Consider the following 24,758-nt stretch of genomic DNA (forward strand, 5'->3'; position numbering starts at 1 on the left):
TCTTGCTCACTCAGCTCTCTGAGTGAGCACTCCGGCTTTGTGGAAATAATATGTCAATTCTTCCTTTATCTGTGCGCTTATCAGTTCTAATTTCATTACTAATTATCGTTTTCCCATCGAGTGCAAGTGTTGTGATGACCAATACTCGAGTAATTTATCCCAGTGATGCTAAAGAGCGTAGTGTTCAGTTAAAAAATAATGATAGTTTTCCAAACGTAGTTCAGGTTTGGACAGATATTAATAATTCTGAGTCTACTCCTGAAAATGCAGATGGTCCATTTTTAGCTTTGCCAGCGATCTTCAGAATAGAGCCTAATCGAGGACAGTTGTTCCGCTTAATATATAGTGGTGGAGAACTGCCTAAAGATAGAGAGAGCTTGTTTTATCTTAACTTTCTACAAATTCCCCCATTATCTAAAGATAATGCCGGTGAAAACCAGATGTTAGTTATGCTGAAAAACAGAGTTAAGATTTTTTATAGGCCAGTCGAGATTAAATCTAATCCTGAAAATGTTGGAAGAGAAATTAGCTTTAACGTAAATAAAATAAATGGTGGTATTGAGGTTGATGTTATTAATAAATCACCTTTTTACGCTTCATTTGTTGACGTGAAACTTATCTCTGGTAATCAAGAGCTTAAAGTTCCTGTTGATATGGTTGAGCCAAAAGGGAATAAGCTTATTAAGGTGTATAATCAACAGTTTGTTTCTATTCATCCAATGAAAGTTAAATTCACTATCGTCAATGATTTTGGTGGGTTTATAAAGTATGAATATGAAATAAAATAATAAAATTAAGTGAAATGTCTATTATGAGAAAGTGTATTACATTGGCCACAAAGTTATCCTTATTGGGCTTGTTTTATTGCAATTTTGGTGTTGCGCCTTTATTGATTGCCGACGAGCTTAAAGAGGATGATTTTCAGGAGTTTACTTTCGATGATAGCTTGCTTTTGGGTGGTGGCTACGGAGAGAGCTACCTCGCCCGTTTTAATACGGTAGGACAGGCTACACCAGGGAAATATCAGGTTGATATTTATATTAATGGCACACGCGTAAGTCGGCAAATTGTTGATTTTGTGAAGGAAGGTGAAAATGAAATCTATCCATGTCTTGATGCCAATTTTTGGAAAATATCACCAGTCATTTCTACCTATATCAATCAAGAATTACTAGATAAACAATGTCAAACACCTGAGCTGACTGTGAATGGTGCAACAGCAAAATTCGACGTTGAAAGATTGAAGTTAGACATAACAATTCCCCAAGCTTATATGCAAAAATCCCCTAGAGGATATGTGCATCCTGAATTATGGAACATGGGAGAAACTGCAGGATATATTAGCTATAACACCAACCTTTATCAGACAAATAGCTCGGGTAATGGCGGTGATATGCGTGCATTTTATACTGGGTTTAATTCTGGAGTAAATATTGGTTTATGGCGTCTGAGAAATCAATCTAGCTATAATTACAATGATTATGATAGCAGTTCTAAAGATAATTTTAATTCAATAAGAACTTATGCTATGCGCGCGCTACCTAATATAGAAAGTGAATTACTACTTGGTGATTCATATACCCGAGGTAATGTCTTAGGGAGTTTACCTTTTACTGGGTTTCAGTTGCAGACGGATAATCGAATGCTACCCGACTCGCAGAGAGGTTATGCGCCTGTTGTACGAGGGTTAGCTAATTCTACTGCAAAAGTTGTTATTAAACAGAATGGTATTGCAATATACCAAACGACTGTCGCCGCAGGGCCATTTGTGATCAATGACTTATATCCGACGAGTTATGAAGGTGATTTAATTGTAGAAGTCACAGAGGCAGATGGGAAAATTTCTGACTTTACTGTTCCGTTTAGTGCGGTTCCCGGTTCAATTCGGGAAGGTCACTCACAATATGGTTTATCTGCTGGTGAAGTGAATTATTTAGGGTCTGGTAATTACTTTATCGATTTGAATTATGAGTACGGCATTAACAATATGCTGACCCTAAATTCGGGTGGACGGATTGGTGAAGATTATTATGCACTCAGCCTTGGAACGGTATTAGGGACTGAGTGGGGAGCCGTTGGTATTACAGCTGTTCACTCTTCTTCGCGGCTCTCGAAGGAAGCGGGCCTTGATGATTGGGAGAATGGTTGGCGTTTAGGTGTTAACTATAGTCGTTCTTTTGAGACGGGGACTTCTGTAGCGCTTGCTGGATATCATTATTCAACTGAATCGTTCCGCGAATTGAATGATGTTTTAGGCGTACGAAAAGCGCTTGAAAGATCAGATATTTTCACGTCTGAGACCTATAAGCAACGAAGCGAGATGAGTTTGAGTATTAACCAAAGTCTTGATGACTATGGCTTTCTGTATATCAGCGGCTCTAAACGACAATATAGGGATGGCCGAGATGATGATGACCAGCTACAACTCGGATACTCGGTCAATCTAGGTCAATGGAGTTTAGGGCTGACATTCTCTCGTCAATATTCGAGTCAAGTACCAGTGCAGTATGCTTATAACGATGATTATCTTGACTCGTTAACAGATTTTAACGCTCCGCGAACCAAGGAAGATCTGCTGAGTTTGACGATTTCTATCCCCTTGGGGACTAGGCAATCAAACATGATAAATATGGGAGCCAGCCATTCATCGCGCGGAATGAATAGCTACAACATGGGCGTATCTGGAACTGTGTTGGAAGACCAATCTTGGACGTATGGCGTTAATGCTTCATTACAGAGTGATGATGGTACAAGTAAGAGCCTTGGAGTGAATACACAGAAGCGATTTAGCCAAGCTACGCTTTCAGGCAGTTACTCAATAGCAGATTCTTACCAACAAATGAGTGCAGGAATAAGTGGTGCTGTTGTTGCTCATGCTGGCGGTTTGACATTAAGCCAAAATTTAAGTGACACCTTCGCAATTGTTGAAGCCAAGGGCGCAAATGGGGCAAAAGTGATTAACAGCTGGGGAACTGAAGTTAATTCAGCTGGTTATGCTGTTATACCAACATTGACCCCCTATAGAATGAACCGCGTGACGTTGGACTCCGGAAACATGCTTGGTACATCCGAATTACTCGAGACCCAGCAGCAGATTGCGCCTTATGCTGGGGCAATTGTGAAGTTGAAGTTTGAGACTCGCGAAGGCTATGCCGTGTTATTTATGACTCAAAAGACCAGTGGTGGTGTTATTCCTATAGGTGCGGAAGTGGTCGATGAAAATGGCCAAATATTAGGTATGGTTGGCCAAGCAGGAATGGCTTATATCCGGACTCCTACTGCTAACGGACATCTAAAAGTGACCTGGGGTGAGTTGAGTGAACAAACTTGCAGTTTTGATTATGCCTTATCAGAAGTTGAGTTATTGTCCGAACTGGTGCGTATGCCTGTTAATTGTCAGTCAAGCATCTAGGAGTGAATAGGATATGTTTAAGAGTGTAACTAACGAAAATCGTTATAAGTTTGCTGTCACTTTTTTGTTGGCTTCGGGACTATTAATCACAAGTGGTGCGCATGCGAACTGTCAACGTATCTCTACCACTACCACTACCACGAGTCCAACCAATGGAGCCTATGTAGATCCACTGTACGGTAAAACCGCAATTTGGGATGGTGCACATGACCCTAATCGTGGTGACCTCAATTTACCCATAGTGCATATTTCGGATACCGCATTCCAACCTAATGGAACCATGTTAGCGTCATCAATAGTACCGTTTATTACTTACGGGCAAAGAGGAGGTTATGATCCTGAACAGGTACTGTTTCGTTGCGATGCAGCGGATGAGAATGAAATCTTTGAATACTATTCGGTAAATGCGGACAATGCATATAGTGGTATGTATGAAGATGGTGTTGCTGATGGTGTGGATAAGGGATATTCAACATACATAAAAAATGTTGTTGCGAGGCTTAAAAATAATCAGAGTGGTGAATATTTTTCGCGTATATGGCAAAAGCGCGCAATGACAGGATTAGACCGAGATGCACAAGGGCGTATTTTAGTGAAAGCGAAAAACTTCACTGATATTACGGTAGAGTTATTTAGGATCCGGGATGTTAGAGGTGTTAGTGGCAGCAGCGCTATTAATAGGCCATACGAGAGTGCTTATACCTATAATCAACCTGCGGGTTATATCGCGTTTGGTGGCCCTGGAATAACTCATCCCACGGAGGGAATCGACCATATATCGCATTATCCTGGTTGGTACGCGCAATGGCCAGGCAATATTAGTTTTTATCAACAAATGCTAGTAAGACGTACTCCTGGAACTTGCTCAGTAAGTAGTGTTGCTCCCTATGTCCTTTTTCCAGCAGCAACAATTAATGAACTAGCACAAGGTCACTCTGTAAACGTCAATATGTCATTGAGCTACAGGTGTCAGGGAGATTTTGTTTCGGGCACCCAAGCTGGAAATTTTGCTGTTGGCTTTAAGATTGATGCAAATAGTTTTAATAGGGCTAAAGCTATGGGACTAACGGATCAAGCCGCGGTGAGTCATCTGTTGAGCCAGAATTATGGGAGTCCTGGTTATGCACAAGGGGTTGGGGTGATATTGGAACGTGAAGACGGTCTTACGCAACCATTTGTGATTAAGACCTACCCAGATCTTGGAACGGGAATATATGACTCCAGTAAGGATGGTTGGCGCAAATTTATTGGTACAAATATTGACTATGATCCGGTTAATAAGGTCACTATTTTGCACGAAACCTATACGGCCAAATTAACCAAAATACCAGGTGAGACTGTTACAGCAGGTAAATATTATGCACAGGCTCAAGTACTTATTCGTGTTCAGTAAAATAGCTATTATTGGCTTCATCTTGGTCAGCACAAACTGTATCGCTGGCGTAGTTATCAATAAAACCAGAGTCGTTATGTATGACAATGAGCAGGCACAACAGTTAACATTGGCAAATACGAACGACTTTCCTGTGATCACTCAATTATGGGTTGATGATGGTGATATCAATGCTACGCCAGAAAATACTAGGGCACCGATAATGGCAGTACCAGCGATGTTAAAGTTCTCTCCAGGAGAACATAAGAGCATTCGATTAATCAATTTGAATCATAGTGAAAAGCGTGATCAGGAGGAAATGTATTGGCTCAACATTTATGAAATACCGCCTCAGCCAGGTAACGATGTATCTAGTTCTGATAATCAATTGATGATTTTAACCATAAGAACACAAATAAAAGTATTTTTAAGGCCAATTAAATTAAAAATGCAGCAGGATACAAGATTTGATAAACAATATTTTTCTATTGATAATAATAAATTAACAATAAAAAATGATTCACCATTTTTTATTGTTTATAGTAAGGTTTCGATTTCAGATGGTTTTAATGATGTTGAAATTTATCCAGAAACCTTGTCGCCATTCTCTAGCAAATCCATTAACATAGTTAGTCAAGACAAAGTGTTAAATTCTAAAAATGTTAAAATTAAGTTTGACTACATTGATGATGATGGTTTTATAAACTCGAGACATACTAAGTTAATAAATTAGCCAAAAGGGCTATCAGTGCTCTTTTGGCTTAAATTTTTTAGTAAAATTATTCAATAGAATTGTTTTTCTCTATGTAATCTGAAATTTCATTGTCTAATTTTTCTAGCGTATCAATGAGTAATAAGAAATCATTTTCAAGTGAGTTATGGCTTGATTGCTCAAGGATTTCACAACATGCAACAAGTCTTTTCGCATCAATTATTCTTGCAGCGCCTTTAATTTTATGGGCAATATCTTTAATTCTTTGGTAGTCCATACCTTTTTTAGCTTGGATTAAAGTCTCTTTGTCTGATTTATTACTCTTAGTAAGTTCAGTAAGTAGTTTTATAATCAGCTCTTTATTGTTACCAGTTAGGTTATTAACAACATCAGGTGAAAAACTGATCTCGGAAATATCACTATTATAAACTTGGTTGTGAATTAATAGTGCATCACTTAATTCTTGTAAGCTAATAGGTTTAAATAAACAATTATTCATTCCTGCCTTTAAACATGCTTCCTTAACCTCTTTTTGAGCATTAGCAGTATAGCCAATTATAATAGGAGCAATTTTACTATAGTGTTTTTCAATATTTCTTATATTCTTGCAAAATTCATATCCGTCCATTTCAGGCATATTACAATCAGTAATAATGTACTGAATTTCGTTTTCTTTAAAAAGATCAATAGCAGATTTTCCATTGTCAGATTCAATAACATTATGACCTAAAAATTTTAATTGCTGAGCAAGTAATAACCGATTTGCTGGGTGATCGTCCACAATGAGTATATTATAGGATTGTTCTTCCTTATGATAATCTATTATCTGTGTTTCTACTATTTTTGGTAGTTCTTCGAGTAAATTTAATCTCAGCTCCATTCTAATCTCTGTTCCTGAGTTTAGCTGGCTTTTTAATTCTAATGTTCCACCCATCATTTCACACAATGAACGACAAATCATTAATCCTAATCCGGTTCCACCATATTTATTATGGGATTCATGACCTTGTGAAAATGGCATAAAGAGTTTTAGCTGATCTTCCGGTGAAATTCCTATGCCTGTATCTATAACCGTGAAAATAAAGCAACATTGGCTGTTACTTAGATTCGCACAACTGACAGATATTTGTACGCTGCCAACTGCGGTAAATTTAATTGCATTGCCGATTAAATTCGATAGTATTTGCTTTATCCTCATGGGATCTACTAGCACATCATTTTTAATATGAGTATCAAAGTTAAGCTCTAGTGATAAGCCTTTTTGATGTGCTAGTCCCTCAAACACCCTAACCACGGAAGTAACAATTGATTTTAAATTGGTTCTTACTGGAGATAATGTTAATTGCCCTGCTTCAATGCGTGCTATATCAAGAATGTCGCCAATAAGTTCAAGTAAGCCGTTTGCAGAGTCGTAAGCTACTTTAATCGTGTTTAGTTCCGAAACTGGTAAATTTGGACTCTTAAGCGCTAACTCTAACATGCCAATTATAGCATTCATTGGGGTCCTGATTTCATGGCTCATAGTCGCTAAGAAAGTGCTTTTGGCTTGGCTTGCCGTATCTGCAACTTCTTTTGCATTTTCTAACTCTTTAATTAATTTGACTCGGTCACTAACATCTATCCATCCGCCAATAATACCTTCAATATTTCCAGCATCGTCACCATAGGATTTGAACCAGTGGTAAATATTATATTTTACTCCGTCAATATGTAACTCTCTATCTTTAAATATGGGAATGCCGTCCTCTAAAGCTTGTATATATTCCTTATCAACCAGAGGTGCCTCAATAGCACGAATAGTTCCTTCTATAGTTGTTTTGTGCAATAACTCTTCACGTGAAGAATTGAATGTTCTAAGGTAACTTTCGTTACACATAGTAAGTTCACGTCGTTTATTTCTTACATAGATGGGGTGTGGTATAGCATCAACGATCTGTTGCATAAATAACAATTGCCCATCAAGAGCTTTTGTTGCTTTTAGCCGCTGTCTATAGTGTTGTCTAGTGTATAGTGTCCAACCTATCGATACTAAAATTAAAATTAATGATGAAATTAAAATGGTATAAATTGTGTAACGATAATCTTTCCAGGTCTGTTTTGCTGGTAGAGAATTACTTCTCCAGTAATTTTCTAAAGTTTGTAGTTCGTTTGGTGGTATCGCAATTAATGTTTTGTTAATAATGTCAACCAGTATGTGCTCTTCCTTTTTCACGGCAAAGTTAGCCGCGGCAGTCGGAATTTTCTCCACCACCTCTTTAACTTCAAGTATGTCATCAAAATAGCCATGGTTATAATAGTCTGCAATATTTAATGGTATAATGGTGTAATCAGCTTCACTGTTCTTTACTGTATCTAGAGCCTCGATAAAGTTAGATGTTAGCTTTATCTCTTTAAATTTAATATATTGTCTAGTATATTCTTCAATAGCATGATCACGGGGTATTGCTATTATCGGATCATTAATTTCAACGTTGTTTTTCCTTTGGACAATAATGTAAGGTGAGCTGGAAAATTCTGATGAAAAGTCAAAAAAAATTGCTCTGTTTTTATTTGGTGTTAATATGGTGATATATGGCGTTTTGCTTTTTAAAACTAGTTCCTGCTGCTCATTAAAGTCTTTTGAAGATGTATAATCAATATCTAATCCAGAGTATAATCTTAATAACTCCAAGATCTCAATTGCGTATCCTGCAGGACGTCCTGAACTATTAAGATAGGATAGAGGAGCCATATACTCGTTAAAGACAACATTTATTTTTCCATTCCTTTTTATCCAGTTTTTTTCTTCTTCATTAAATATAGGCAATTCGCTTTTTTCTGGAATAATATATCCACCTCCACTCCATCGTTTACGAATTAGTCGGCTTTCATCTTTAGATATTGTTTTTATCGCTTTATTAAAAATTTCTAGCAGCATATCATTGGTATCATTAGCTGCAAATGCAATGCCTTTTGAGTCGATATGTAAGTAATCGTCTAGCTGAAGCCTCTTGTAAAATGTGTTATTTATCATGTAATTTGCTGAAGATAAATCCATAATAACAGCATCAGTTTTACCAAAAGCCGCAGCAGCAACTGCTGCTTGTTTTGTTGGATAGTTGATGATCGTTTTATTCGGGAAGTATTCTTTAACAACTTTATCTGCTAAGTAATCATATGCCATTGAGATCGTTTTGACCTCAGCATTTAATGACGTATTTTTAAATAATGCTGGACGATCTGAGATATAGGGTATGGATAGCTTTAACCCGTTATATTCTTCGTAACTATTTGCTGTGGTTAGTAAGTCCACATCTCCATTTTTGACTGCATTAATTGCGTCTTCTCTGACTTTAAAACGGATAATTTCAACCTGTGTATGGAGAGAATCTTTTATTAGCTGTAAAAAATCCGCACTAATCCCTTGATAGTATTGGCTTTCTTTATCAGCGATATCATAGGGATGGAAATTAGGCTCAGTTATTGCAATTCTTATGATTTTAAATTTTCTCAGGTATTCTTCTTCGGATTTAGTTAATGCTGTACTCTCAGCTTCTAGATTCGGATGTCCCTTCAGTAAAAAAGTATCACTATCGAGTGTGTGTGCAGTTGATTTGTGAAAAGATAATATAGTGATGGCTATTATAATAATTGGATTTATTATAGTCGCAATTTTCATGATAAATTATGTCTCTTCGCAATTTCTATTATGTCTACTAGTGTTTTAGCGTTTAGTTTTTCTAAAAGTCTAGTTTTATAAGTGCTGATGGTTTTATTACTAAGCAACATCCTATCAGCAATTTCTTTATTAGATAACCCTGTTGCGAGTTGTTGCAATACAACCATTTCTCTAGTTGAGAGTTTTTTAATTAGTTCGGCTTCATCCTGACTAGACTTTGAGATCACATTGCTATTTGCCAATATTGGAAAGTAGGAGTGCCCTGAAAGAATTGCTTTTAATGCACCTGTTACTTCTGTTAAATCTTTTTGTTTTGAAACAAAACCAGATGCTCCCGCTTGAATACAGCGAGAAACAAAGTGCTTTGATGGTTGTGCGGTTAATACTAATATAGGTGGATTATTATTTAATCTTCGTGATCTATCAATTACTTCCAGTCCATCAAGTTGTGGAATTCCTATATCTAAAATAACAGCATCTGGTGATAGTTCTTTAATTAATCTGAGAGCATCGACGCCATTATTAGTCTCACCAATAATATTAAAGTTATTTTGCTCAAGAATAATTTTCAATGCCAAGATTACAACCGGATGATCATCAACTATTAATATTTTTTTCTTCATCAATAAAACTCCATAACCATTATGTACAGATTTTATCCTTTGTAAGCTCTTGTAGGAAATACTAGATAGCTATTCGGATATTTCCTACGCAGTGTTCGGGCATTTCTTTTTTAAAATTATCGTAGGATAGACGAAATGAGAACTATTTTTTTACTACTCATAACATTTAGGTGGCGCCCTTTACGTATGTTGCAACTTGTAACGACTTGTGGCGCAACCTATCTAAGTATAGCTATTTATCTGCAACTGGAAGCTGTAGTTCATTCTGAAAGGATACTATGAGATTTTAGATGGTTAGATTTGAAGGACATTTGATGAGTAAGATTCGGGTATTAGTCTTAGAAGATCATCCCTTTCAGCGTGCAGTACTTGAATATAACTTAGCTTCGTTTGCTGATGTTGAGGTATTTGCATTTGGCTGCGTTCAGGATGCTTTTACTTGGCTCGATGTTCATAATAGTGCTGATATTGTTATTTGTGATTTGATGATGGCAGGAATAGATGGCTTATCGTTTTTGCGCAAGGCGAAGGCTAAATACAGCATCCACGCAGTAGCTTTGTTTAGCTGTATCGATATGGAATTAAGGCGAGCTGTATCGCAGATGATAAAAATGCTTAATTTTGAGTATCTTGGCGATTTGAGTAAAAGTCCTTCTATTGGAAACTTGCAAAGTATGTTGGATAAGTTTGTCTATTCTCGTACTCAAAAACGTAAAGTGATGTCCTCTTCTCGAATTGAAATTAGACCGAAAGATTTTTCATTAGCTGATTTTCAGTTGGCACTTGAGCAGCATCAATTTGTGGGTTTTTATCAGCCTAAATTCGATGTCACAGACTTTAGTCTGGCGGGTGTCGAAGTGTTAGCTAGATGGATTCATCCTGAAGTTGGCACGCTTAGCCCAGCCGTGTTTATTGAGCCACTGATTGGCTATGAGCTACTCGACGAATTGTTTTTACAATTATTTGAGCAAGGCTGTCGGTTACAACAAGAGCTGCATCAAAAAAATCATCATATTTCAATGGCCTATAATCTCGATATCTCCCAGCTCAATTCGACAAAGTTGGTTTATCGTATTGTGGATATCGCCAAGAGATTTAACCTCCATTCAAGGTTCATCACGCTTGAAATTACTGAGACAGGATTGCTTTCTGCTCCAGCGGTGAATATGGAAAACCTGATTAGGTTACGCATGCAGGGCTTCGAGCTAGCAATAGATGATTTTGGCGCGGCTCATTCTTCTCTCGCGAGATTATGTGAATTGCCATTCTCGCAAATTAAGTTAGATAGCTGTTTTGTTAGGGAGTTAGGTGTTGAACCTCGATGTCAGGCTGCGATATCAAGTGTGATTGCGTTATCTCAGGCACTTAATATGGAGTTAGTCATCGAGGGAATCGAAACAAACTCTCAGTTGGCCATATTGCAACAACTGGGTTGTACTGTTGGACAGGGCTTTTGTTTCTCCCGGCCCATTGATGAGCATACGTTTGTTCAGCGATTTTTTCCTATTGATATTGAAAGTGACGATTTTAACAGGTTGTATACTGAGGGCTAATACAAGCAAGATATGCAATGTTAATGAGATGACTTTTGCTCACTTTAATGTTGCGCAGTGCTCCCGACAAAATAGCTGAGTTTAGTTATGCAGTCAGCTTGATGATAAGTTGCCGATTCACTTTTAGGCCTGTTTGCTCGGCATTTTCTGGCCAAGGGTAATAGCGGCGCGGTCGTTTAAAGCGGGCGATTTTGTCGGCGAGAAAGACTTCGAGCTCGGCCTCTATCGCACTCATCTCTTGGCTGGTGTGGCTGCGGCTTGCATCGCTGCTGATAGTCTTAGCGTGGAAAATGTCACCGCGAATAATAGCCGCGGGGAGCTGGCCGAAGAGGGGATCGGGCTGAGGGAAGACGATTGCCTCATCTATTAGCGGATGAAGTTTGAGTGCCGCTTCAATCTCTTCTGGTTGAATGTTTTCGCCGCCGCTAATAAACATATTATCGACGCGGCCAAGAATGCGGAGATTGCCGTTTTCGTCCCATTCGCCTCTGTCCTTGGTATAAAACCAACCGTCGGCATCAAGTGGCTTTTCTATTCCCTTATCAGTGAGATAGCCCATAAATAAGCATTCGCCCTAACCCAAATCACCCCATCGACAATGTTAAGCTCACGCCTTGGGAGTAATTTACCGCTGCTACCATCGCTCAGCGCGGGGCCAGTGGTGATTTGCGAGCCCATTTCCGTCATACCGTAGCTAGTAAAGCTGGCAATATGCCGGTGTTCGAGCTGTTTAAGTAAATCGATAGAAATTGCGCCGCCGCCCAGTAGCAGGGCTTTAATACTGTGGAGCGAGGCCTGTTTGTCAGTGAGCAAATTGACTAACTGGGTCGGTACGAGGGACATATGGGTTAACGCATCGCGCTCGATTTGTACCTGTAGCGGGAGCGCGAGATCTGGCAGCACCACAGTCGCCGCGACTAGGGCGCAGCGGTTGAGTATTGCAAGGCCGCCAATATGAAACAGCGGTAATGATAATAACCAAGCATCACCAGCTACCAGCGGGATCAGGCTGCGGGCGCCCTCGGCATTGGCAATGTGATTCGCAAGATTGTGCACGGCCGCCTTGGGAAAACCGCTGGAGCCAGAGGTTAAAATCACATTGCTCGGGCGATAAATATCAAAAGCTGTCGCGGTTAGGCCAGCGTTTGGAGCCACGCCTAGACTAAAATCTAGCGTGAGTTGATGACTGCCTGACAAGTCCAGCGCCGCTTCGCTCCAATAGAAAGGGATTTGGTGGCTATCGATAAGCCCTTGAACTTGCGCCAGCGGAAAACGCGGCGAGATAGGAAAGAAGATGGCACCAATATCCACACAGGCCCAATACAGGCAAATCATCTCTAGATTATTACGACTGATACACGCCAGTGATTGCCCTTGACCAACGCCGATGCGCGTGAGCTGCTCACCTAATCCCAGCACCATTTGGCTTAAGCTCGCGTAGCTGATGTCTTGCCCATTGCACTTAACCGCGGTTTGTTCAGGGAGCGTGAGCGCGGCGCTATGTAATGGCGAAATACCTTGCTGTGAAATAGATTGGGATGAGGCCAATGCTTTAGATTCGGACATTGTCGATTAATCCTGCTGCGTACTGGCGACAAGTTTAAGGCATTTAAGCGTAAGAGTTTGGGGCTTGCCGCTTGGTACGATTAAGTCTTGGCTAAAGGCGGCTAACGTATCGAGCCCAGGAATTTCATCGGGCGTCAGTATGGCGGCTAAATGGGCCAAATCATTGATACCTAAGCTGGCCTCAAGGCTGGAACTTAAGATACAGCGCACGCCATGGCTGTTCGCCTCGTCGATAAGGCGCTGAAGTTTTTCAATACTGCCCAGTAGCATGGGTTTGATGACTAATGCCGTTAATCCCTCATGCATCACAAATTGATAATCTGGGTCATTGAGGGATTCATCTAGGGCATAGGGCAGGGGAATGGCGCGATACAGAGTGTGATTATCCTGCGGCTTTTGGCAAGGTTCTTCAATATATTCAATGCTATCTAGTGGCAAGCAAGCGGCAAAGTCGAGGGCCTGTTCCAAACTAAATCCACGATTAGCATCTAAGCGCAGCTTGAGTTCCGGTCTTTGGCTTAAGATGCCATAAATCAAACTTAACTCATCTTCCATGGAGGTTTGTGCAACCTTCACTTTAACTGAGTGCACACTGCTATCGAGCTTGGCGATTTTAGCTATCAACTCGGCTTTGGGCGCATCTGTTGGCTGATAAATCAACGGCACAGTGGTGGTCACTGGGCGCACCGTATCGAGTTTTCCGCTGATTTTGGCATGTAGCAGACTTAAGCCAAAGGCAATGGATGGATAGGGACTCGCTTCGGCTTGCTCGAGCAAGCAATCAATAGATTGGTTTTGCAGCTTGGGTAATAGCGCCACTAAGGCCTGTTGAACCTCATCGAGGCTTTCACGGCTAAAGCCTAATAATGGCTGTTGGTCGATATCGAACCCTGAGAGTGGCGCGATTTCAACATACTGCTCACGCACTTCACCTTCGGTTTGCGCTTTTGCCTGTAGTACTAAGCCAGCTCTGTAGTCAATGCGTTGTTTACCCACAGGCAAAAAGCGGTCTAAGGGCAGGCGATATAAATACAAGCTAAGTGAAGTTAAGATCATATTTTCCTTAACACTTTATCGATTTAAAAGCGGTCTGTTTGCGTGTATCTCTACGTCAAGCGTTCGACGAACAAACTTCTTATACAGGCGAGTAATCCCGCAGGATTGGCTTGATGTATGTTATGCCCCGCCTGTTCAATCTGATGCAAGATGATGGGTTGTTGTGCTTGCCAGTCCTTTGCGATCGCCGTGAATTTAGCATCCTGGCTGCCGGAAAAAAAATGGCATTCGCAAGCAAGGCTTGCAGGTAGATCCCAAAGTGAAGCTTGGCGGGCAAGTGAGGTCGCCAAAAAGATTTGCTTGAGTATGTGTTTGGGATGTTGGTCGAGCTGCATAGCTCGTTTTGCTATCAAGGCATTGCGCACCTTGTCGGGCATATCGGCAAACACGGACTGTTGATACCAAAGCTGTAAAAAATCCCTGCTACTCAAGCTTTGCAGCCGTTTGGCCCACAGGTTGTCGCTCTTGCTGCGCGCGGCTTGTTCTTCGGTATTTGTCAGCCCGGGATGACAGGATTCTAGCCACAAACTCAACACTCGCTGCGGATAAGCTTGGGCAAGATGTAAGGCAATCCGGCCACCGAGGGAATACCCATAGAGGTAAAACGCTTCAATACCGAGGCGATCGAGGCGGCTGATAATGTCTTGGACACAAAAGTCGAAGCCATCAGTGAGCGTCGATGCGATTTCTGGTTGATTGTCGCCGTGGCCGGGTAAATCGAGGCAGATGCAGTGAAAATGTTGGCTGAGTTTAGGGATCAGCGGTAGCCAATCGGCCTTCGATCCTAAAAAACCATGGATCAGGACCAAGTTTGGCTGTGCTGTCTCTCCATAACGGGCCACGGTCGGCATTAGCTTTGTTTCACCCATAAATTCAGCGCGGCGATCTGCTCGCTGGCTTGGTGTTGGCTAACGGTGACTTCGATGACAGAAGCACCCTGATAATCCAGCGCTTCATTATAGCTATTTTGGAAGTCTGCTAAGTTATCCACTTGGTTATAAGGAAGATTAAACATAGCGGCGGCATAACCAAATTCCAGACCATGGCTTAACCGATAGTAATCACTGCGCAGTTCCTCATTGGGGACGGGCAAGAGATTAAAGATATTACCGCCATCGTTGTTGAGGATAATGATCACCAGAGGACTGGTTAAATTGCGTGCGATGGCAAAGGAGTTGAGATCATGCAACTGGGATAAATCCCCAATAATCAAGCTGGTCGGTTTACCTTGGTGCGCTGCAATACCGCAGGCGGTGGCCAGTAAGCCATCGATCCCCGAGGCTCCGCGATTAGTGTAAGTGGTGGCAGTGCAGCAGCTCACTGGCGCGTACATATCGTACAAACGTACCGGCAGGCTATTGCTGATAAACAATTGCTGCTCCAGTGGTCGTGTATTGGCAATCGCGCGGATAACCTGAGCTTCACCAAACTCACCTTGATCAATATTGCGCACGAATAAACTATGCAATTCATCGTTGTAGCTAACTAAGGTATTAGCCCAATTCGCCGATGAAGAGCGATACCAGTTAAGCGATGCAAATTGGGCGGCGTTGGCGTGCCAAATGTGTTTAGCGTTATGGCTTGGGTCGAGCCTATCTTGCTGCGGCAGCACTTGCCAGTAACTGTGCCAGTTTTGTTCGGCAAGGTAAGCAATCAAACGCTTAGACAATAAGCGTCCACCAAACACCAGCACGCGGTCTGCCTCTTGTAACAGATTGCGCGCCTTGGGATGTTGCAGTAGTTGGTCAATATTACCAATCGCCGCCGGATGTTGTCGCAGTTGCGACTGAGCATCGGTCAGTAACGGCCAGCCAATTTTTTGAGATAGCGCAATGAGTTGCTGTGGATCTTGCTCTGGCGTGAGCGTACCCGCGATGATTACGCCCTTACCATGGACGAAACGCATAATGGCATCTTCGCTCGGGCTGCTTAATTGTTCACGCTTACCATAAAGAGTGTAAGGACGTGCTTGTTGCAGCCATGTTTGCAGCGGCTTGAGGTATGGCGATTCGCTATCGAGAATTGTGGCAGTTAATTCACTCGGATATAGCGGCTCACGGTACATACAGTTGATATGCACAGGGCGTGTTTGATTGGCCACGGCCTCATCAAGCGTGGTGAGCAACATCTGCGGTGCAATGTGTGCATCTGGCGTCGGCAGGTTTACTTGCTGGGCGTAATTGGCAAAAATCGCCGGCTGCACTATGGCTTGGTTAGCGCCACAACCGAGTAATTCTGGCGGTCTGTCACCGCTTAAGACAATCAAAGGCACATGGGTGAGCCAAGCTTCGACTATCGCAGGATACAGGTTGGCGACGGCCGTGCCTGAGGTGGTGATAATTGCCACGGGGGCGCAGCTGGCTTTGGCTAATCCGAGGGCCATAAAACCTAAGCCGCGCTCATCGAAATGCAAATGACGTTTCAGCTTGGTTTGCTGGGCTGCTGCAAGAGTTAACGGGGTTGAGCGTGAGCCTGGTGCCATGCAGACATGCTGCACACCAAGACGTGCTAATTCTTCCAGAATCAGTGCGCCCCACATGAGATTAAGTGTGGCTGTGTTTTCGGTTCGCATAGCAAGATCGATCAGGATAAAGATGGGCCTAGTGTAACGTGTTTGACGATTAAGATGTATGCCCGTCTTAACAAAACTTGGGACGACACGGAGGAGCGGTGAGGTGGAGCCTAAGCTAAGGCACAATATGCCTATCACCTCGAATAATAAGATGAAAACGTGTTAAGTATTTATCGCTAAATAATGCTATCAACAATTTTCTTTATTTGTTCACTGAGCCACACCAGCTCTTCGCTAGTGCGATTGGGCTGATTCTTTTGCACCAAGAAGATCGTCGGTGCTTCGGTGTCAGCGTATAAACGTTCTGCCTCAAGTTGTGATAATTGACAGGTATGCAGTTCGGGTATTTCTGCCACCATTTCATAAACCACTCGGTAGGGTAATAAAGAAATAGTTTGGCTTTCTCCTAAATATTCAAACAAACTAGAAATACTGGTAATGGTAATTTCAGTATTGAGTTTTATACCATTTTTTATACAGAATTCTTGATATGGGCTAAGGCGAGTACTGGGATTACCGAGATCAGTATTGACATAGGGATACTCTGCAATCGTCTCTAAGGTAATTTCTCGCTTAAAAATGGGGTGATTCCGGCTAGCAATAAGATACACCTTACCCATACGTTGCAGTGTTGTGGTTTGTAATTTGTCTCCATAGGCTGCGACATCTGCGGTACTCTTATTGCAACAAATACCGAGGGTGGTATCACCATTGATGATGTCCTGCGTGGTATGCAGTGACCAAGGGGTAATATTGATATGGATAGATTTTTGCTCTTCTTTGATAGCTTGCATTAAGGCTTTAGGGAAGGCATAGGCAATAAGGCCTGGGGCCGCAATCTCAACATGTGTTTTAACATGATTGACATTGGCTGCTCGTACCTTTTGAAACTTCTCTGTACATTCAATGGTTTGTTTCGCTATCGGGTATAAGTGCGTGACAAATTCATTGGGGAATAAGCCATATTTCTTTCGGATAAAAAGCTCATCACCAAATACTTCTCGCAGGTTTTTAAGGCTACGACTTATTTTGGGGGCTGGGATATCTAATGCCTTTGATACATAGGTTGCAGACTTGTTCTCATATAATGAAACAAGTATTTTTAAACTCAGAATATCGAGGCCATCCATGTTACTAATATGCATTTTTTATATTCCTTAATATTGAGTAAATACTTTAAAGAACACCTAATTATGGTGTTATTAATTTAATTTAATGTGAAATCCATCCCAAGTTTTGCACCTTAAATTTATCTATATGTAACAATAGGTTTAGAATTTGATTTTTTATATTTCAAAAAATATTATTAAACTAATTTGAAATTTTAATTTTTGATATTCAGTTACGCCAATTTCATTTTTTTAATTAACTATTATCAATATGTGCATTTTAGATTTACGCTATACAGTAATGTGTCCTGTATCCTAACTTGTTGTTTATGTTTAATTTTGAATTTAAACATGTGATCAAGATCAAAAAAATAAATCCCGTCTGCAATAATACTGAAGGTGCTTTAAAGGAGAAAACAAAAATATAATTGTGTTATTGGAGGCGTATATGAATACTTCAGTCATTCTCAGCTATGCGTTTATGTACTTCGTACTATTCGTCGCGGTGCCATTTGTGTTTGTAATGTTTGTCATGACTTGCATTAAGTTTTTTAGGGCGGATCCCGAGGAGGCTGCACATCATGAAATGAAACTCAAACCAGTGTTATTTGATGAAGATAGTTTCAACTTTTTTAAATCACTCAAAACTGTCGTTGAAGGCAAATACGATGTCTGCTGCAATGTTCCACTCGACACTGTATTTGACATGGACCAGCACGATGCTGATTTAAACCATGAATGCCGTCTCGACTATGTGTTGATTGACCATGATTCTTCAGAAGTCAAAATGGTGATCAGCGACGCCGGTAAGCAAATCAATTCACCCATGAAAAAGCTATTCAGCAAATTCAATATTGGTTTTATTGAAATGAATCAGCATAAACAGTGGGATGCAACAAGTCTCAAGCAAGCGCTAGCCGTTTGACCACGCTCGTCGGGTTCGGAGTTCTCCGAACCCTGACTTCCTCTTTATTTCCCAATGAATTGATATGAGGACTCGCTATGTCTACACGACAATGGCTGTGGTCATTACGCTTGGGTGCAATGGCATTGCTGCTCAGTTTTTCCGCAACAAGTGCTGAACCCGCTAAGCAAATTAATAGTGATGCTTGCATGAAGTGTCATCAGCGTAATGGTCAAATGTTAGGGCATCACGGCCAGGATGCCATGAAAATGACCTGTTCAAGCTGTCATGGTGAAAAAGGTGATCATCCCAAAAAACCAAATGATTTAGTGGTTTTTGGATTAAATGAGGCATCCGAAGCTGCTGTGCAATTAAAGGTGTGCCAAAAATGCCATATGCCAGCCAAACTCAGCTCCCAAGAGTGGACGCATAATGTGCATGCCCAAAAAGTGGCCTGTGCCGCTTGCCATAAATTACATAGCCCAACCGATCCTATGGCTGAGATGACGCCTAAGGTTCGCAGTGAGCTGTGCCGTACTTGCCATACAGGCCAGCAGGAGTAAGGTTATGGAAAATTCAAAAAGAAGATTTCTCAAAGGAGCATGCGCCTTATTGGCAGGGGCATCGGGTAGCACATTACTGGCTACTGTGAATGCCTCTAATGAGGCTAAAGCCGAACCTAGTGTGAAATACGCACTGATCCACGATGAAACTAAGTGTATTGGCTGTCGAGCTTGCGAAGTTGCCTGCCGTGAAACCAACAAAGTGCCCGAGGGTGTTGCCCGATTAAAAATAGAGCAAACTGGACCCTATGGGGAATATCCGAACCAGTTTTATCACTTCAGTCGTAAGTCTTGCCAGCATTGTGAAGACGCGCCCTGCGTCAATGTTTGCCCAACGGGTGCCGCCTTTATCGATAAAGAGACTGGCATTGTGGCGGTAGATGCTTGGAAGTGTGTGGGTTGCCAATATTGCATTGCAGCCTGCCCATACAAAATTCGTTTTATTAATCCTGTTACCCACGCTGCGGACAAATGCGATTTTTGCCGTGAGACAAACCTCGCCCAAGGTAAACAACCTGCCTGTGTCGCTGCCTGCCCGACTAAGGCATTGGTCTTTGGCAACTTAAAAGATCCCACTTCTCAGGTGGTACAAGTGCTAAAGGCTAACCCAACCCAAAGGGCTAAGGTCGACCTCGGCACTCGGCCAAAACTGTTCCGCATTGTGGCTAAATCAGGGGAGGTGGCAATATGAGCGCCCTACATTTTGATACGCTAGTGTGGCATTGGCCAATTGCAATTTACCTGTTTTTAGCGGGGGCATCTGCTGGCGCCATGTTCTTTGCGGTGTTACTCAAGCATTTTGTGTTGAAACATAATGCCTACCAGTCTGGCTTTGTGCAGGCAGCCTGTATTGTGGCGCCCGTGGCGGTGATGGCGGGTTTGGGCATCTTGGTATTGGACTTAACTAAGCCCTTCGATTTTTGGAAGATATTAGTCTTCTACAATCCTAAGTCTGTGATGTCGATGGGTGTGTTGATCCTGCTCATCTACCAAGTCTTTATGTTTATGTGGATTGGTTTGTTATTCCGTAAACCCATTGATGCATGGTGTGAGAATCGCTTTCCCATAGTGCTGAAGTTGACAGCTTGGCTTAGCCGCTTCGAGGCGACGATTACCGGTTTATTGGTGATCTTTTCCCTCGCGCTGGGGGCTTATACTGGCTTTTTACTCTCGGCTTTACCCGGCTATCCGATGTTGAAAAACCCCGTATTGCCACTGCTGTTTTTGGCTTCGGGACTCTCATCCGGCGCGGCATTTTCTCTGCTGGGTGGGGTGTTGCTTAATGCTAATCCTAACGCCAAGGAAGTTCACTTTATCCATAAGGTTGAAATCCCATTGATTTTGGTGGAGATAGTGCTGATTTTTACCTTCTTTATGGGCTTAGTGTTGTCAGGCGGTCAAAGCAAATTTGCGGCTTTCAATGCGATAGGTTATGGCTTCTGGGGATGGGTTTTCTGGATTGGCATTGTAGGGATCGGATTATCGGGCCCCTTGGCAATGAACCTGTTTATGACAGCCACGTCAAAGCGTAAGTGGGCCTATGTAGCAGGCACCGCATGCTTAAGTCTGATTGGTGTGCTACTGCTGCGTAACTTTATTCTCTACACGGGGCAAATGACGGTCGTTTGATTGAGCATGGTTGGCTCAATGTTATAGATAAGAAGGAATTACGGTGAATGGCGAAGCGGTGTCTAAGGAAGCACCGTGAGCTAACTCCCTTTAATAACGCTGGCTGAAGTGATTAAAGGTGCGTTGTCTTGTCGCGATTTGCTGTCACAGGGAGGTTATTGGGAAGGGAAGCCATATTTGATATTTAGGTATTGTTTGCCCTGCCTCCACAAGGGCCTCGCCACCTTTATTCCTTAGGGGTGGCGTTTCTTGTTTGGGGCACGCAAGGTTACTCGCCAGTATTATTAATCCACTCGCTCATCACCACATGGGTTTTAATCTTGATGATATCGGTGTGAGTATCGATATATTCGCGGATTTCATGCAGACGGCGCATTGATGGGGCATGGACATACACCAGCAAATCCATATCACCGGAAATACCACGGCAGGTAATTACTTCGGGGATTGCATGGAACACGTGTACCACATCGGCGCAGCGGGGACATTTATGTTGGATTTCGAAGTAGGCCGACACTCCCTCTTTTTGCGATTCGCTCAGCAATACTTGATAGCCACGGATCACGCCAGTTAGCTCAAGTTTTTTTATCCGCTCGGCAACCGCGCTACGGGAAAGATTGACCTGCTCTGCAATACTGGAAACACTTTGGCGAGCATCTTGGCGCAAACAATTGATGATGGCGGTATCAAACTTATCCAACGTAGACTCCGATAAAAATGGGTATAACAAGTGAGGCGGCCTAAAAGTACAACTCAGTATAAGGCCTTGAGTTACACCGTCATTTTGCCTGAAATAGTGCTTTTTACCGTCATTGTGCTGGCGTTTACCACTAAGAACACCGAAATTGACGGCAGATTGCGGCGTAAAATCTCACTATACTGACGGCTTCAAAACCATTGAATGTTAACAGATGAACTCACATAGCGGAACTATAGGACGTTGGCAAGGTGCAGGCTTGATGGCCACCACTTTGCTGGGCACTGGGGTGTTTATTCTCCCGCAAATGACAATCGACAAGGCCCATGCTGGTGCGCTTATCGCTTGGTCACTCCTCACCTTAGCCATTATTCCGGTGGCGCTGATTTTTGGGCGACTGGCGAGTGTCTTTCCCCATGCTGCGGGTCCCGCTTATTTTGTGGAAAAGGCTTTTGGGCGTACCGCAGGCCGTACTATCGGACTCATTTTTTTGTTGGTCGTGCCGATGGGCGCGCCCGCTGCGATTTTGATGACTTTCCAGTTTGTTAATGCACTCATTCCCCTCGATGGCTGGTCCAAGGTGGGCGCTGAGGTGTTCGTTATTTTTGGCTTGTTCCTGCTCAATCTTCGTGGTATTCAAGTCTCGGCCAAACTGCAATTTGGCTTAACCCTTTGTATTGTGGCGATTGTGGTGCTGTTATTCGGGGCGAGCAGTGTGCAACCTGGGCACTTAACTTCATTAGCAAGCTATGGCACGCCAGAAATCCCCACCATTATGATTGCCGCAGGTATCGCCTTTTGGAGCTTCTTGGGGATTGAGGCTATGACTCACCTCGCCGATGATTTCCGCCGTCCACAACAGGATATGATCCCAGCGATGATGATGGGCACTGTGCTGGTGGGGGTTATTTATGTGGCCTGCACACTGATTTTACTGTTAGTGCCAACTGACAAAAGCGTGGCGATGATTGGTGTATTCGATACGCTTTTAGGGGGATACGGTGCGCAAGTGATTGGTGTGTTGGGAATTGCCAGTGGCCTTGCCACAGTAAACGTCTATGCCGCCAGCGCTGCGCGTCTTGTATGGAGTTTTAGTTGTGAAGGTATTTTACCGCGCTGCTTTGCGGTTAAGAATCGTCATGGTGTGCCGATCCGTGCCTTGGCGGCCTTACTTGGCGTGATGGCGAGTGTGATAGTGCTGACTCACATCACGGGTCAGGAACTCGAACATCTTATTGCCTGGAGTAACGGGGTGTTCGTCGTGATCTACTTAATGGCGATGTTAGCTGCTGCTAAATTATTGCCCCGTCGCAACTTACCTTTAGTGGTATTAGGTTGTGGCTTCTGCTTAGCGTTAGGTATCGCGCTTGGGGCAAGCATGGCCTATGTATTTGCGTTAATCCTATTTGTTGCCCCATTCTTGTGGTGGCAAAAGAGCCATATTAGTCGTAAGCGGGCCTTGGCGGTTAACAAGGTTGCTTAATCCCGGTGTCATTCAAATAATGACAGATCAGCACGCAGGGTTGAAGCGTGCTGATCTGCGAGTCTTAAATCTGTTGATCCAGTTTAAAATCGAGTTGTACTTGTTGATTTAATTGGGGTACGGCCTTGCCCGCATCAAACTTAGGTTTGTATTTCCAGTTTTGCACTGCTGAAAGCGCCGCCTTATCAAACACTCGCTTCGGGTTAGCATCGAGCACGCGCACATTGCTGACCGTACCATCCGCAGTAATATCAAAGCCTACGACCACATAACCTTCCTTACCATTTTGTGCTGCTTCAATCGGATAACGAGGAGACACTTGCACCACGGGTAAGGCCTCAGCGGTGATAGTCGATTGGTTAAAGAATGTCGTTTGGATTGGCATTTCGGGGGTAAAAGTCTGGGGGCTAAATTCGACCACTTCAGCACTTTCGCCCGGCGTTGTGACCCGCTCCCTTGTTGGGATGGGCTTTGGCGGTTCGGGTTTGCGAGTTTCCTTTGGCGGGATAGGTGTTCGTTCACTCATCAAAATATTGATTTGCGGCGCATCTGACGTTTGTCCGCTCAATGGCTGTGGATTATGGATAAGTTGTGCCATAAACACGAACAAACCTAAGGTGATCAGTGCGCTAACGATAATAATCCCGGTGCGATTAACAAGTGCATTTTGGCCCATAGTACTTCCTTACAATTGATGAACAATATTTAATCTATAACATCCATTGCTTATTATTTGAAATATTTATTTACAAATAAGGTTAACTATTGAGCAAGTCTAATCTCTTTACCTATAACGCAAAGCGCGAATTGCTGTGATTTTTGCTGTGTTGCAGAGGCATTCTTATGATTGGCGGGCTGAATTTTCACTAAGATTGCGATTGCTAAATACTGACTGAAAAGCTGCACATTCAACTCATAAGTGTTCATAAGCTTAAGAGCGAGGCGAGATTTTGTGTTCTATATTTTGATCATTCATCTAGAAGGAGAATAAATATGGATTCTGCTGCGCTACTGAGTCGAGTTGATGAGTTGCCCCGTTTACCTAAAGCAATCAGTGAACTGCTTGATGTCGTTAACGACGACAACGCTACAGTAAAAAATATTGCGACTAAGGTGTCCCATGATCCCCTGATCAGTGCCAAGGTACTCAGATTAGCTAACTGCGCCTATTACGGCCACAGTCGCGAGGTGGGCAGTATTGATGAAGCCGTAGTACGCCTTGGAATGCAAACCTTGCGTACCTTAGTATTAGCCCGTGATGGGGGCGGTGCCTAAATGCAATGGTGTTGATTTAGCGCAGTTTTGGGGACAAACCTTCGAAATTGCACTCTACAACCAAGAGATGGCTAAACGGTGCGGTGTTCAGCCCGACGAGGCTTTTACCTGCGGCATCCTTCACCGTATTGGTGATTTATTGATTGCGGCAATTTCCCCTGAAGATGCTGAAAAAATTAACGAAGCTGTCGCACAGGGTAAAGATAAGCATGCTTTTGAGCGAGAACTCCTCGGTTATGATTCCCCCGATATTGGTGCTTTGTTGGCTCAAAATTGGAAATTTACCCCAGCATTGGTGCAAGGCATTCTCTACCAAGATCATCCTAAGGATTCGAATCCATTTTCTAAATTGGCAGCTTTGTTGTGTTTATCCCACAAAGTATTAGCGGACTGGGACACTATTGAGGATGACGATAAAACCAGTTGGCTATCGCAGCTTGCGACTAAAAAAGGCTTAAAAATGGAAATGGGTGGGCTTCGGACTAAGTTAACGGAGCTAAGAGGCGTCGGTTTTGAGATTGGTAAGGCGCTTGCCTAAGCCAGCTGGAACAGCAAACGGCAATCTATAACCTTG

The 24,758-nt window shown here is 42.6% G+C and carries 18 protein-coding genes and 2 pseudogenes; 11 read left to right on the forward strand and 9 right to left on the reverse strand.

Features of this window, described 5'->3' with window-relative positions; all coding sequences use genetic code 11:
- Positions 1–50: 50 nt before the first annotated feature.
- The 4 genes from SHEWPOL2_RS04885 to SHEWPOL2_RS04900 are packed head-to-tail and all read left to right on the forward strand — an operon-like array spanning position 51 to position 5,517.
- Positions 51–788, forward strand: coding sequence for a molecular chaperone (locus SHEWPOL2_RS04885; protein WP_023266421.1), 738 nt, complete (start codon positions 51–53; stop codon positions 786–788).
- A gap of 41 nt (positions 789–829) precedes the next feature.
- The gene (locus tag SHEWPOL2_RS04890; protein WP_239642736.1) at positions 830–3,412 is read left to right on the forward strand and encodes a fimbria/pilus outer membrane usher protein; all 2,583 of its coding nucleotides are present in this window, start codon (positions 830–832) and stop codon (positions 3,410–3,412) included.
- Positions 3,413–3,425: 13 nt separating this feature from the next.
- Entirely contained in the window at positions 3,426–4,805 is a 1,380-nt protein-coding gene (locus SHEWPOL2_RS04895; protein WP_050991307.1) for a fimbrial protein, read from the forward strand.
- Entirely contained in the window at positions 4,795–5,517 is a 723-nt protein-coding gene (locus SHEWPOL2_RS04900; protein WP_181160267.1) for a molecular chaperone, read from the forward strand. Before SHEWPOL2_RS04895 ends, SHEWPOL2_RS04900 begins: the two co-directional genes overlap by 11 nt.
- A gap of 46 nt (positions 5,518–5,563) precedes the next feature.
- Here the strand turns inward: SHEWPOL2_RS04900 and SHEWPOL2_RS04905 are convergent, their stop codons facing one another.
- Positions 5,564–9,154, reverse strand: a complete 3,591-nt coding sequence (locus SHEWPOL2_RS04905; RefSeq protein WP_037426648.1) for a transporter substrate-binding domain-containing protein — start codon at positions 9,152–9,154, stop codon at positions 5,564–5,566.
- The gene (locus SHEWPOL2_RS04910; protein WP_037426650.1) at positions 9,151–9,777 is read right to left on the reverse strand and encodes a response regulator transcription factor; all 627 of its coding nucleotides are present in this window, start codon (positions 9,775–9,777) and stop codon (positions 9,151–9,153) included. The genes SHEWPOL2_RS04905 and SHEWPOL2_RS04910 overlap by 4 nt, the downstream gene beginning before the upstream one ends.
- A 290-nt stretch (positions 9,778–10,067) precedes the next feature.
- Here SHEWPOL2_RS04910 and SHEWPOL2_RS04915 point away from each other — a divergent pair, with 290 nt between their 5' ends.
- Complete coding sequence (locus tag SHEWPOL2_RS04915; protein ID WP_226770054.1) at positions 10,068–11,330, forward strand: EAL domain-containing response regulator; 1,263 nt, start codon at positions 10,068–10,070, stop codon at positions 11,328–11,330.
- Positions 11,331–11,415: 85 nt separating this feature from the next.
- Here SHEWPOL2_RS04915 and menE read toward each other — a convergent pair.
- The 5 genes and pseudogenes from menE to SHEWPOL2_RS04940 form a co-directional block, all read right to left on the reverse strand.
- A pseudogene (menE, locus tag SHEWPOL2_RS04920) lies at positions 11,416–12,896 on the reverse strand (o-succinylbenzoate--CoA ligase).
- 6 nt (positions 12,897–12,902) lie between these two features.
- Positions 12,903–13,952, reverse strand: coding sequence for an o-succinylbenzoate synthase (menC, locus tag SHEWPOL2_RS04925; RefSeq protein ID WP_037426654.1), 1,050 nt, complete (start codon positions 13,950–13,952; stop codon positions 12,903–12,905).
- Positions 13,953–14,002: 50 nt separating this feature from the next.
- Complete coding sequence (menH, locus tag SHEWPOL2_RS04930) at positions 14,003–14,803, reverse strand: 2-succinyl-6-hydroxy-2,4-cyclohexadiene-1-carboxylate synthase (protein ID WP_037426656.1); 801 nt, start codon at positions 14,801–14,803, stop codon at positions 14,003–14,005.
- The gene (menD, locus tag SHEWPOL2_RS04935; protein WP_037426659.1) at positions 14,803–16,524 is read right to left on the reverse strand and encodes a 2-succinyl-5-enolpyruvyl-6-hydroxy-3-cyclohexene-1-carboxylic-acid synthase; all 1,722 of its coding nucleotides are present in this window, start codon (positions 16,522–16,524) and stop codon (positions 14,803–14,805) included. The genes menH and menD overlap by 1 nt, the downstream gene beginning before the upstream one ends.
- A 176-nt stretch (positions 16,525–16,700) precedes the next feature.
- A complete protein-coding gene (locus tag SHEWPOL2_RS04940) occupies positions 16,701–17,669 on the reverse strand; it encodes a LysR family transcriptional regulator (RefSeq protein WP_037426662.1) in 969 nt (322 codons plus the stop codon).
- Positions 17,670–18,081: 412 nt separating this feature from the next.
- Here SHEWPOL2_RS04940 and SHEWPOL2_RS04945 point away from each other — a divergent pair, with 412 nt between their 5' ends.
- From SHEWPOL2_RS04945 to nrfD, 4 genes are all read left to right on the forward strand, one after another.
- Entirely contained in the window at positions 18,082–18,558 is a 477-nt protein-coding gene (locus tag SHEWPOL2_RS04945) for a DUF2726 domain-containing protein (RefSeq protein ID WP_037423607.1), read from the forward strand.
- Positions 18,559–18,635: 77 nt separating this feature from the next.
- Positions 18,636–19,100: a nitrite reductase gene (locus SHEWPOL2_RS04950; protein ID WP_037426665.1), complete on the forward strand. Its 465-nt coding sequence runs from the start codon at positions 18,636–18,638 to the stop codon at positions 19,098–19,100.
- Between the two features lie 4 nt (positions 19,101–19,104).
- Positions 19,105–19,791 (forward strand): 4Fe-4S dicluster domain-containing protein, encoded by a 687-nt coding sequence (locus SHEWPOL2_RS04955; RefSeq protein WP_037423601.1) that lies wholly within the window; start codon positions 19,105–19,107, stop codon positions 19,789–19,791.
- Positions 19,788–20,729, forward strand: a complete 942-nt coding sequence (gene nrfD / locus SHEWPOL2_RS04960; protein WP_037423597.1) for a cytochrome c nitrite reductase subunit NrfD — start codon at positions 19,788–19,790, stop codon at positions 20,727–20,729. The genes SHEWPOL2_RS04955 and nrfD overlap by 4 nt, the downstream gene beginning before the upstream one ends.
- Before the next feature lie 268 nt (positions 20,730–20,997).
- Here the strand turns inward: nrfD and SHEWPOL2_RS04965 are convergent, their stop codons facing one another.
- Entirely contained in the window at positions 20,998–21,429 is a 432-nt protein-coding gene (locus SHEWPOL2_RS04965) for an Lrp/AsnC family transcriptional regulator (protein ID WP_037426668.1), read from the reverse strand.
- A gap of 211 nt (positions 21,430–21,640) precedes the next feature.
- Between SHEWPOL2_RS04965 and yjeH the strand changes: the two genes are divergently transcribed.
- Positions 21,641–22,909, forward strand: coding sequence for an L-methionine/branched-chain amino acid transporter (yjeH, locus tag SHEWPOL2_RS04970; protein ID WP_037426670.1), 1,269 nt, complete (start codon positions 21,641–21,643; stop codon positions 22,907–22,909).
- A 64-nt stretch (positions 22,910–22,973) separates the two neighbouring features.
- On the opposite strand, the gene SHEWPOL2_RS04975 is transcribed toward yjeH, so the two are convergent.
- Positions 22,974–23,585: an energy transducer TonB gene (locus SHEWPOL2_RS04975; protein WP_037426672.1), complete on the reverse strand. Its 612-nt coding sequence runs from the start codon at positions 23,583–23,585 to the stop codon at positions 22,974–22,976.
- Between the two features lie 317 nt (positions 23,586–23,902).
- Between SHEWPOL2_RS04975 and SHEWPOL2_RS04980 the strand changes: the two are divergent.
- A pseudogene (locus tag SHEWPOL2_RS04980) lies at positions 23,903–24,722 on the forward strand (HDOD domain-containing protein).
- Positions 24,723–24,758 lie beyond the last annotated feature (36 nt).

It is taken from the genome of Shewanella sp. POL2, assembly GCF_000282755.1.
GTDB classification, from domain to species: Bacteria; Pseudomonadota; Gammaproteobacteria; order Enterobacterales; family Shewanellaceae; genus Shewanella; species Shewanella xiamenensis.

Coding starts and splice junctions, on each gene's coding strand:
- SHEWPOL2_RS04885 (WP_023266421.1), top strand. CDS start 51: ATGTCAATTCTTCCTTTATCTGTGCGCTTATCAGTTCTAATTTCATTA.
- SHEWPOL2_RS04945 (WP_037423607.1), top strand. CDS start 18,082: ATGAATACTTCAGTCATTCTCAGCTATGCGTTTATGTACTTCGTACTA.
- SHEWPOL2_RS04910 (WP_037426650.1), bottom strand. CDS start 9,777: ATGAAGAAAAAAATATTAATAGTTGATGATCATCCGGTTGTAATCTTG.
- menH (WP_037426656.1), bottom strand. CDS start 14,803: ATGCCGACCGTGGCCCGTTATGGAGAGACAGCACAGCCAAACTTGGTC.
- menD (WP_037426659.1), bottom strand. CDS start 16,524: ATGCGAACCGAAAACACAGCCACACTTAATCTCATGTGGGGCGCACTG.
- menC (WP_037426654.1), bottom strand. CDS start 13,952: ATGATCTTAACTTCACTTAGCTTGTATTTATATCGCCTGCCCTTAGAC.
- SHEWPOL2_RS04940 (WP_037426662.1), bottom strand. CDS start 17,669: ATGCATATTAGTAACATGGATGGCCTCGATATTCTGAGTTTAAAAATA.
- SHEWPOL2_RS04895 (WP_050991307.1), top strand. CDS start 3,426: ATGTTTAAGAGTGTAACTAACGAAAATCGTTATAAGTTTGCTGTCACT.
- SHEWPOL2_RS04905 (WP_037426648.1), bottom strand. CDS start 9,154: ATGAAAATTGCGACTATAATAAATCCAATTATTATAATAGCCATCACT.
- nrfD (WP_037423597.1), top strand. CDS start 19,788: ATGAGCGCCCTACATTTTGATACGCTAGTGTGGCATTGGCCAATTGCA.
- SHEWPOL2_RS04955 (WP_037423601.1), top strand. CDS start 19,105: ATGGAAAATTCAAAAAGAAGATTTCTCAAAGGAGCATGCGCCTTATTG.
- SHEWPOL2_RS04975 (WP_037426672.1), bottom strand. CDS start 23,585: ATGGGCCAAAATGCACTTGTTAATCGCACCGGGATTATTATCGTTAGC.
- SHEWPOL2_RS04950 (WP_037426665.1), top strand. CDS start 18,636: ATGTCTACACGACAATGGCTGTGGTCATTACGCTTGGGTGCAATGGCA.
- SHEWPOL2_RS04915 (WP_226770054.1), top strand. CDS start 10,068: ATGGTTAGATTTGAAGGACATTTGATGAGTAAGATTCGGGTATTAGTC.
- yjeH (WP_037426670.1), top strand. CDS start 21,641: ATGAACTCACATAGCGGAACTATAGGACGTTGGCAAGGTGCAGGCTTG.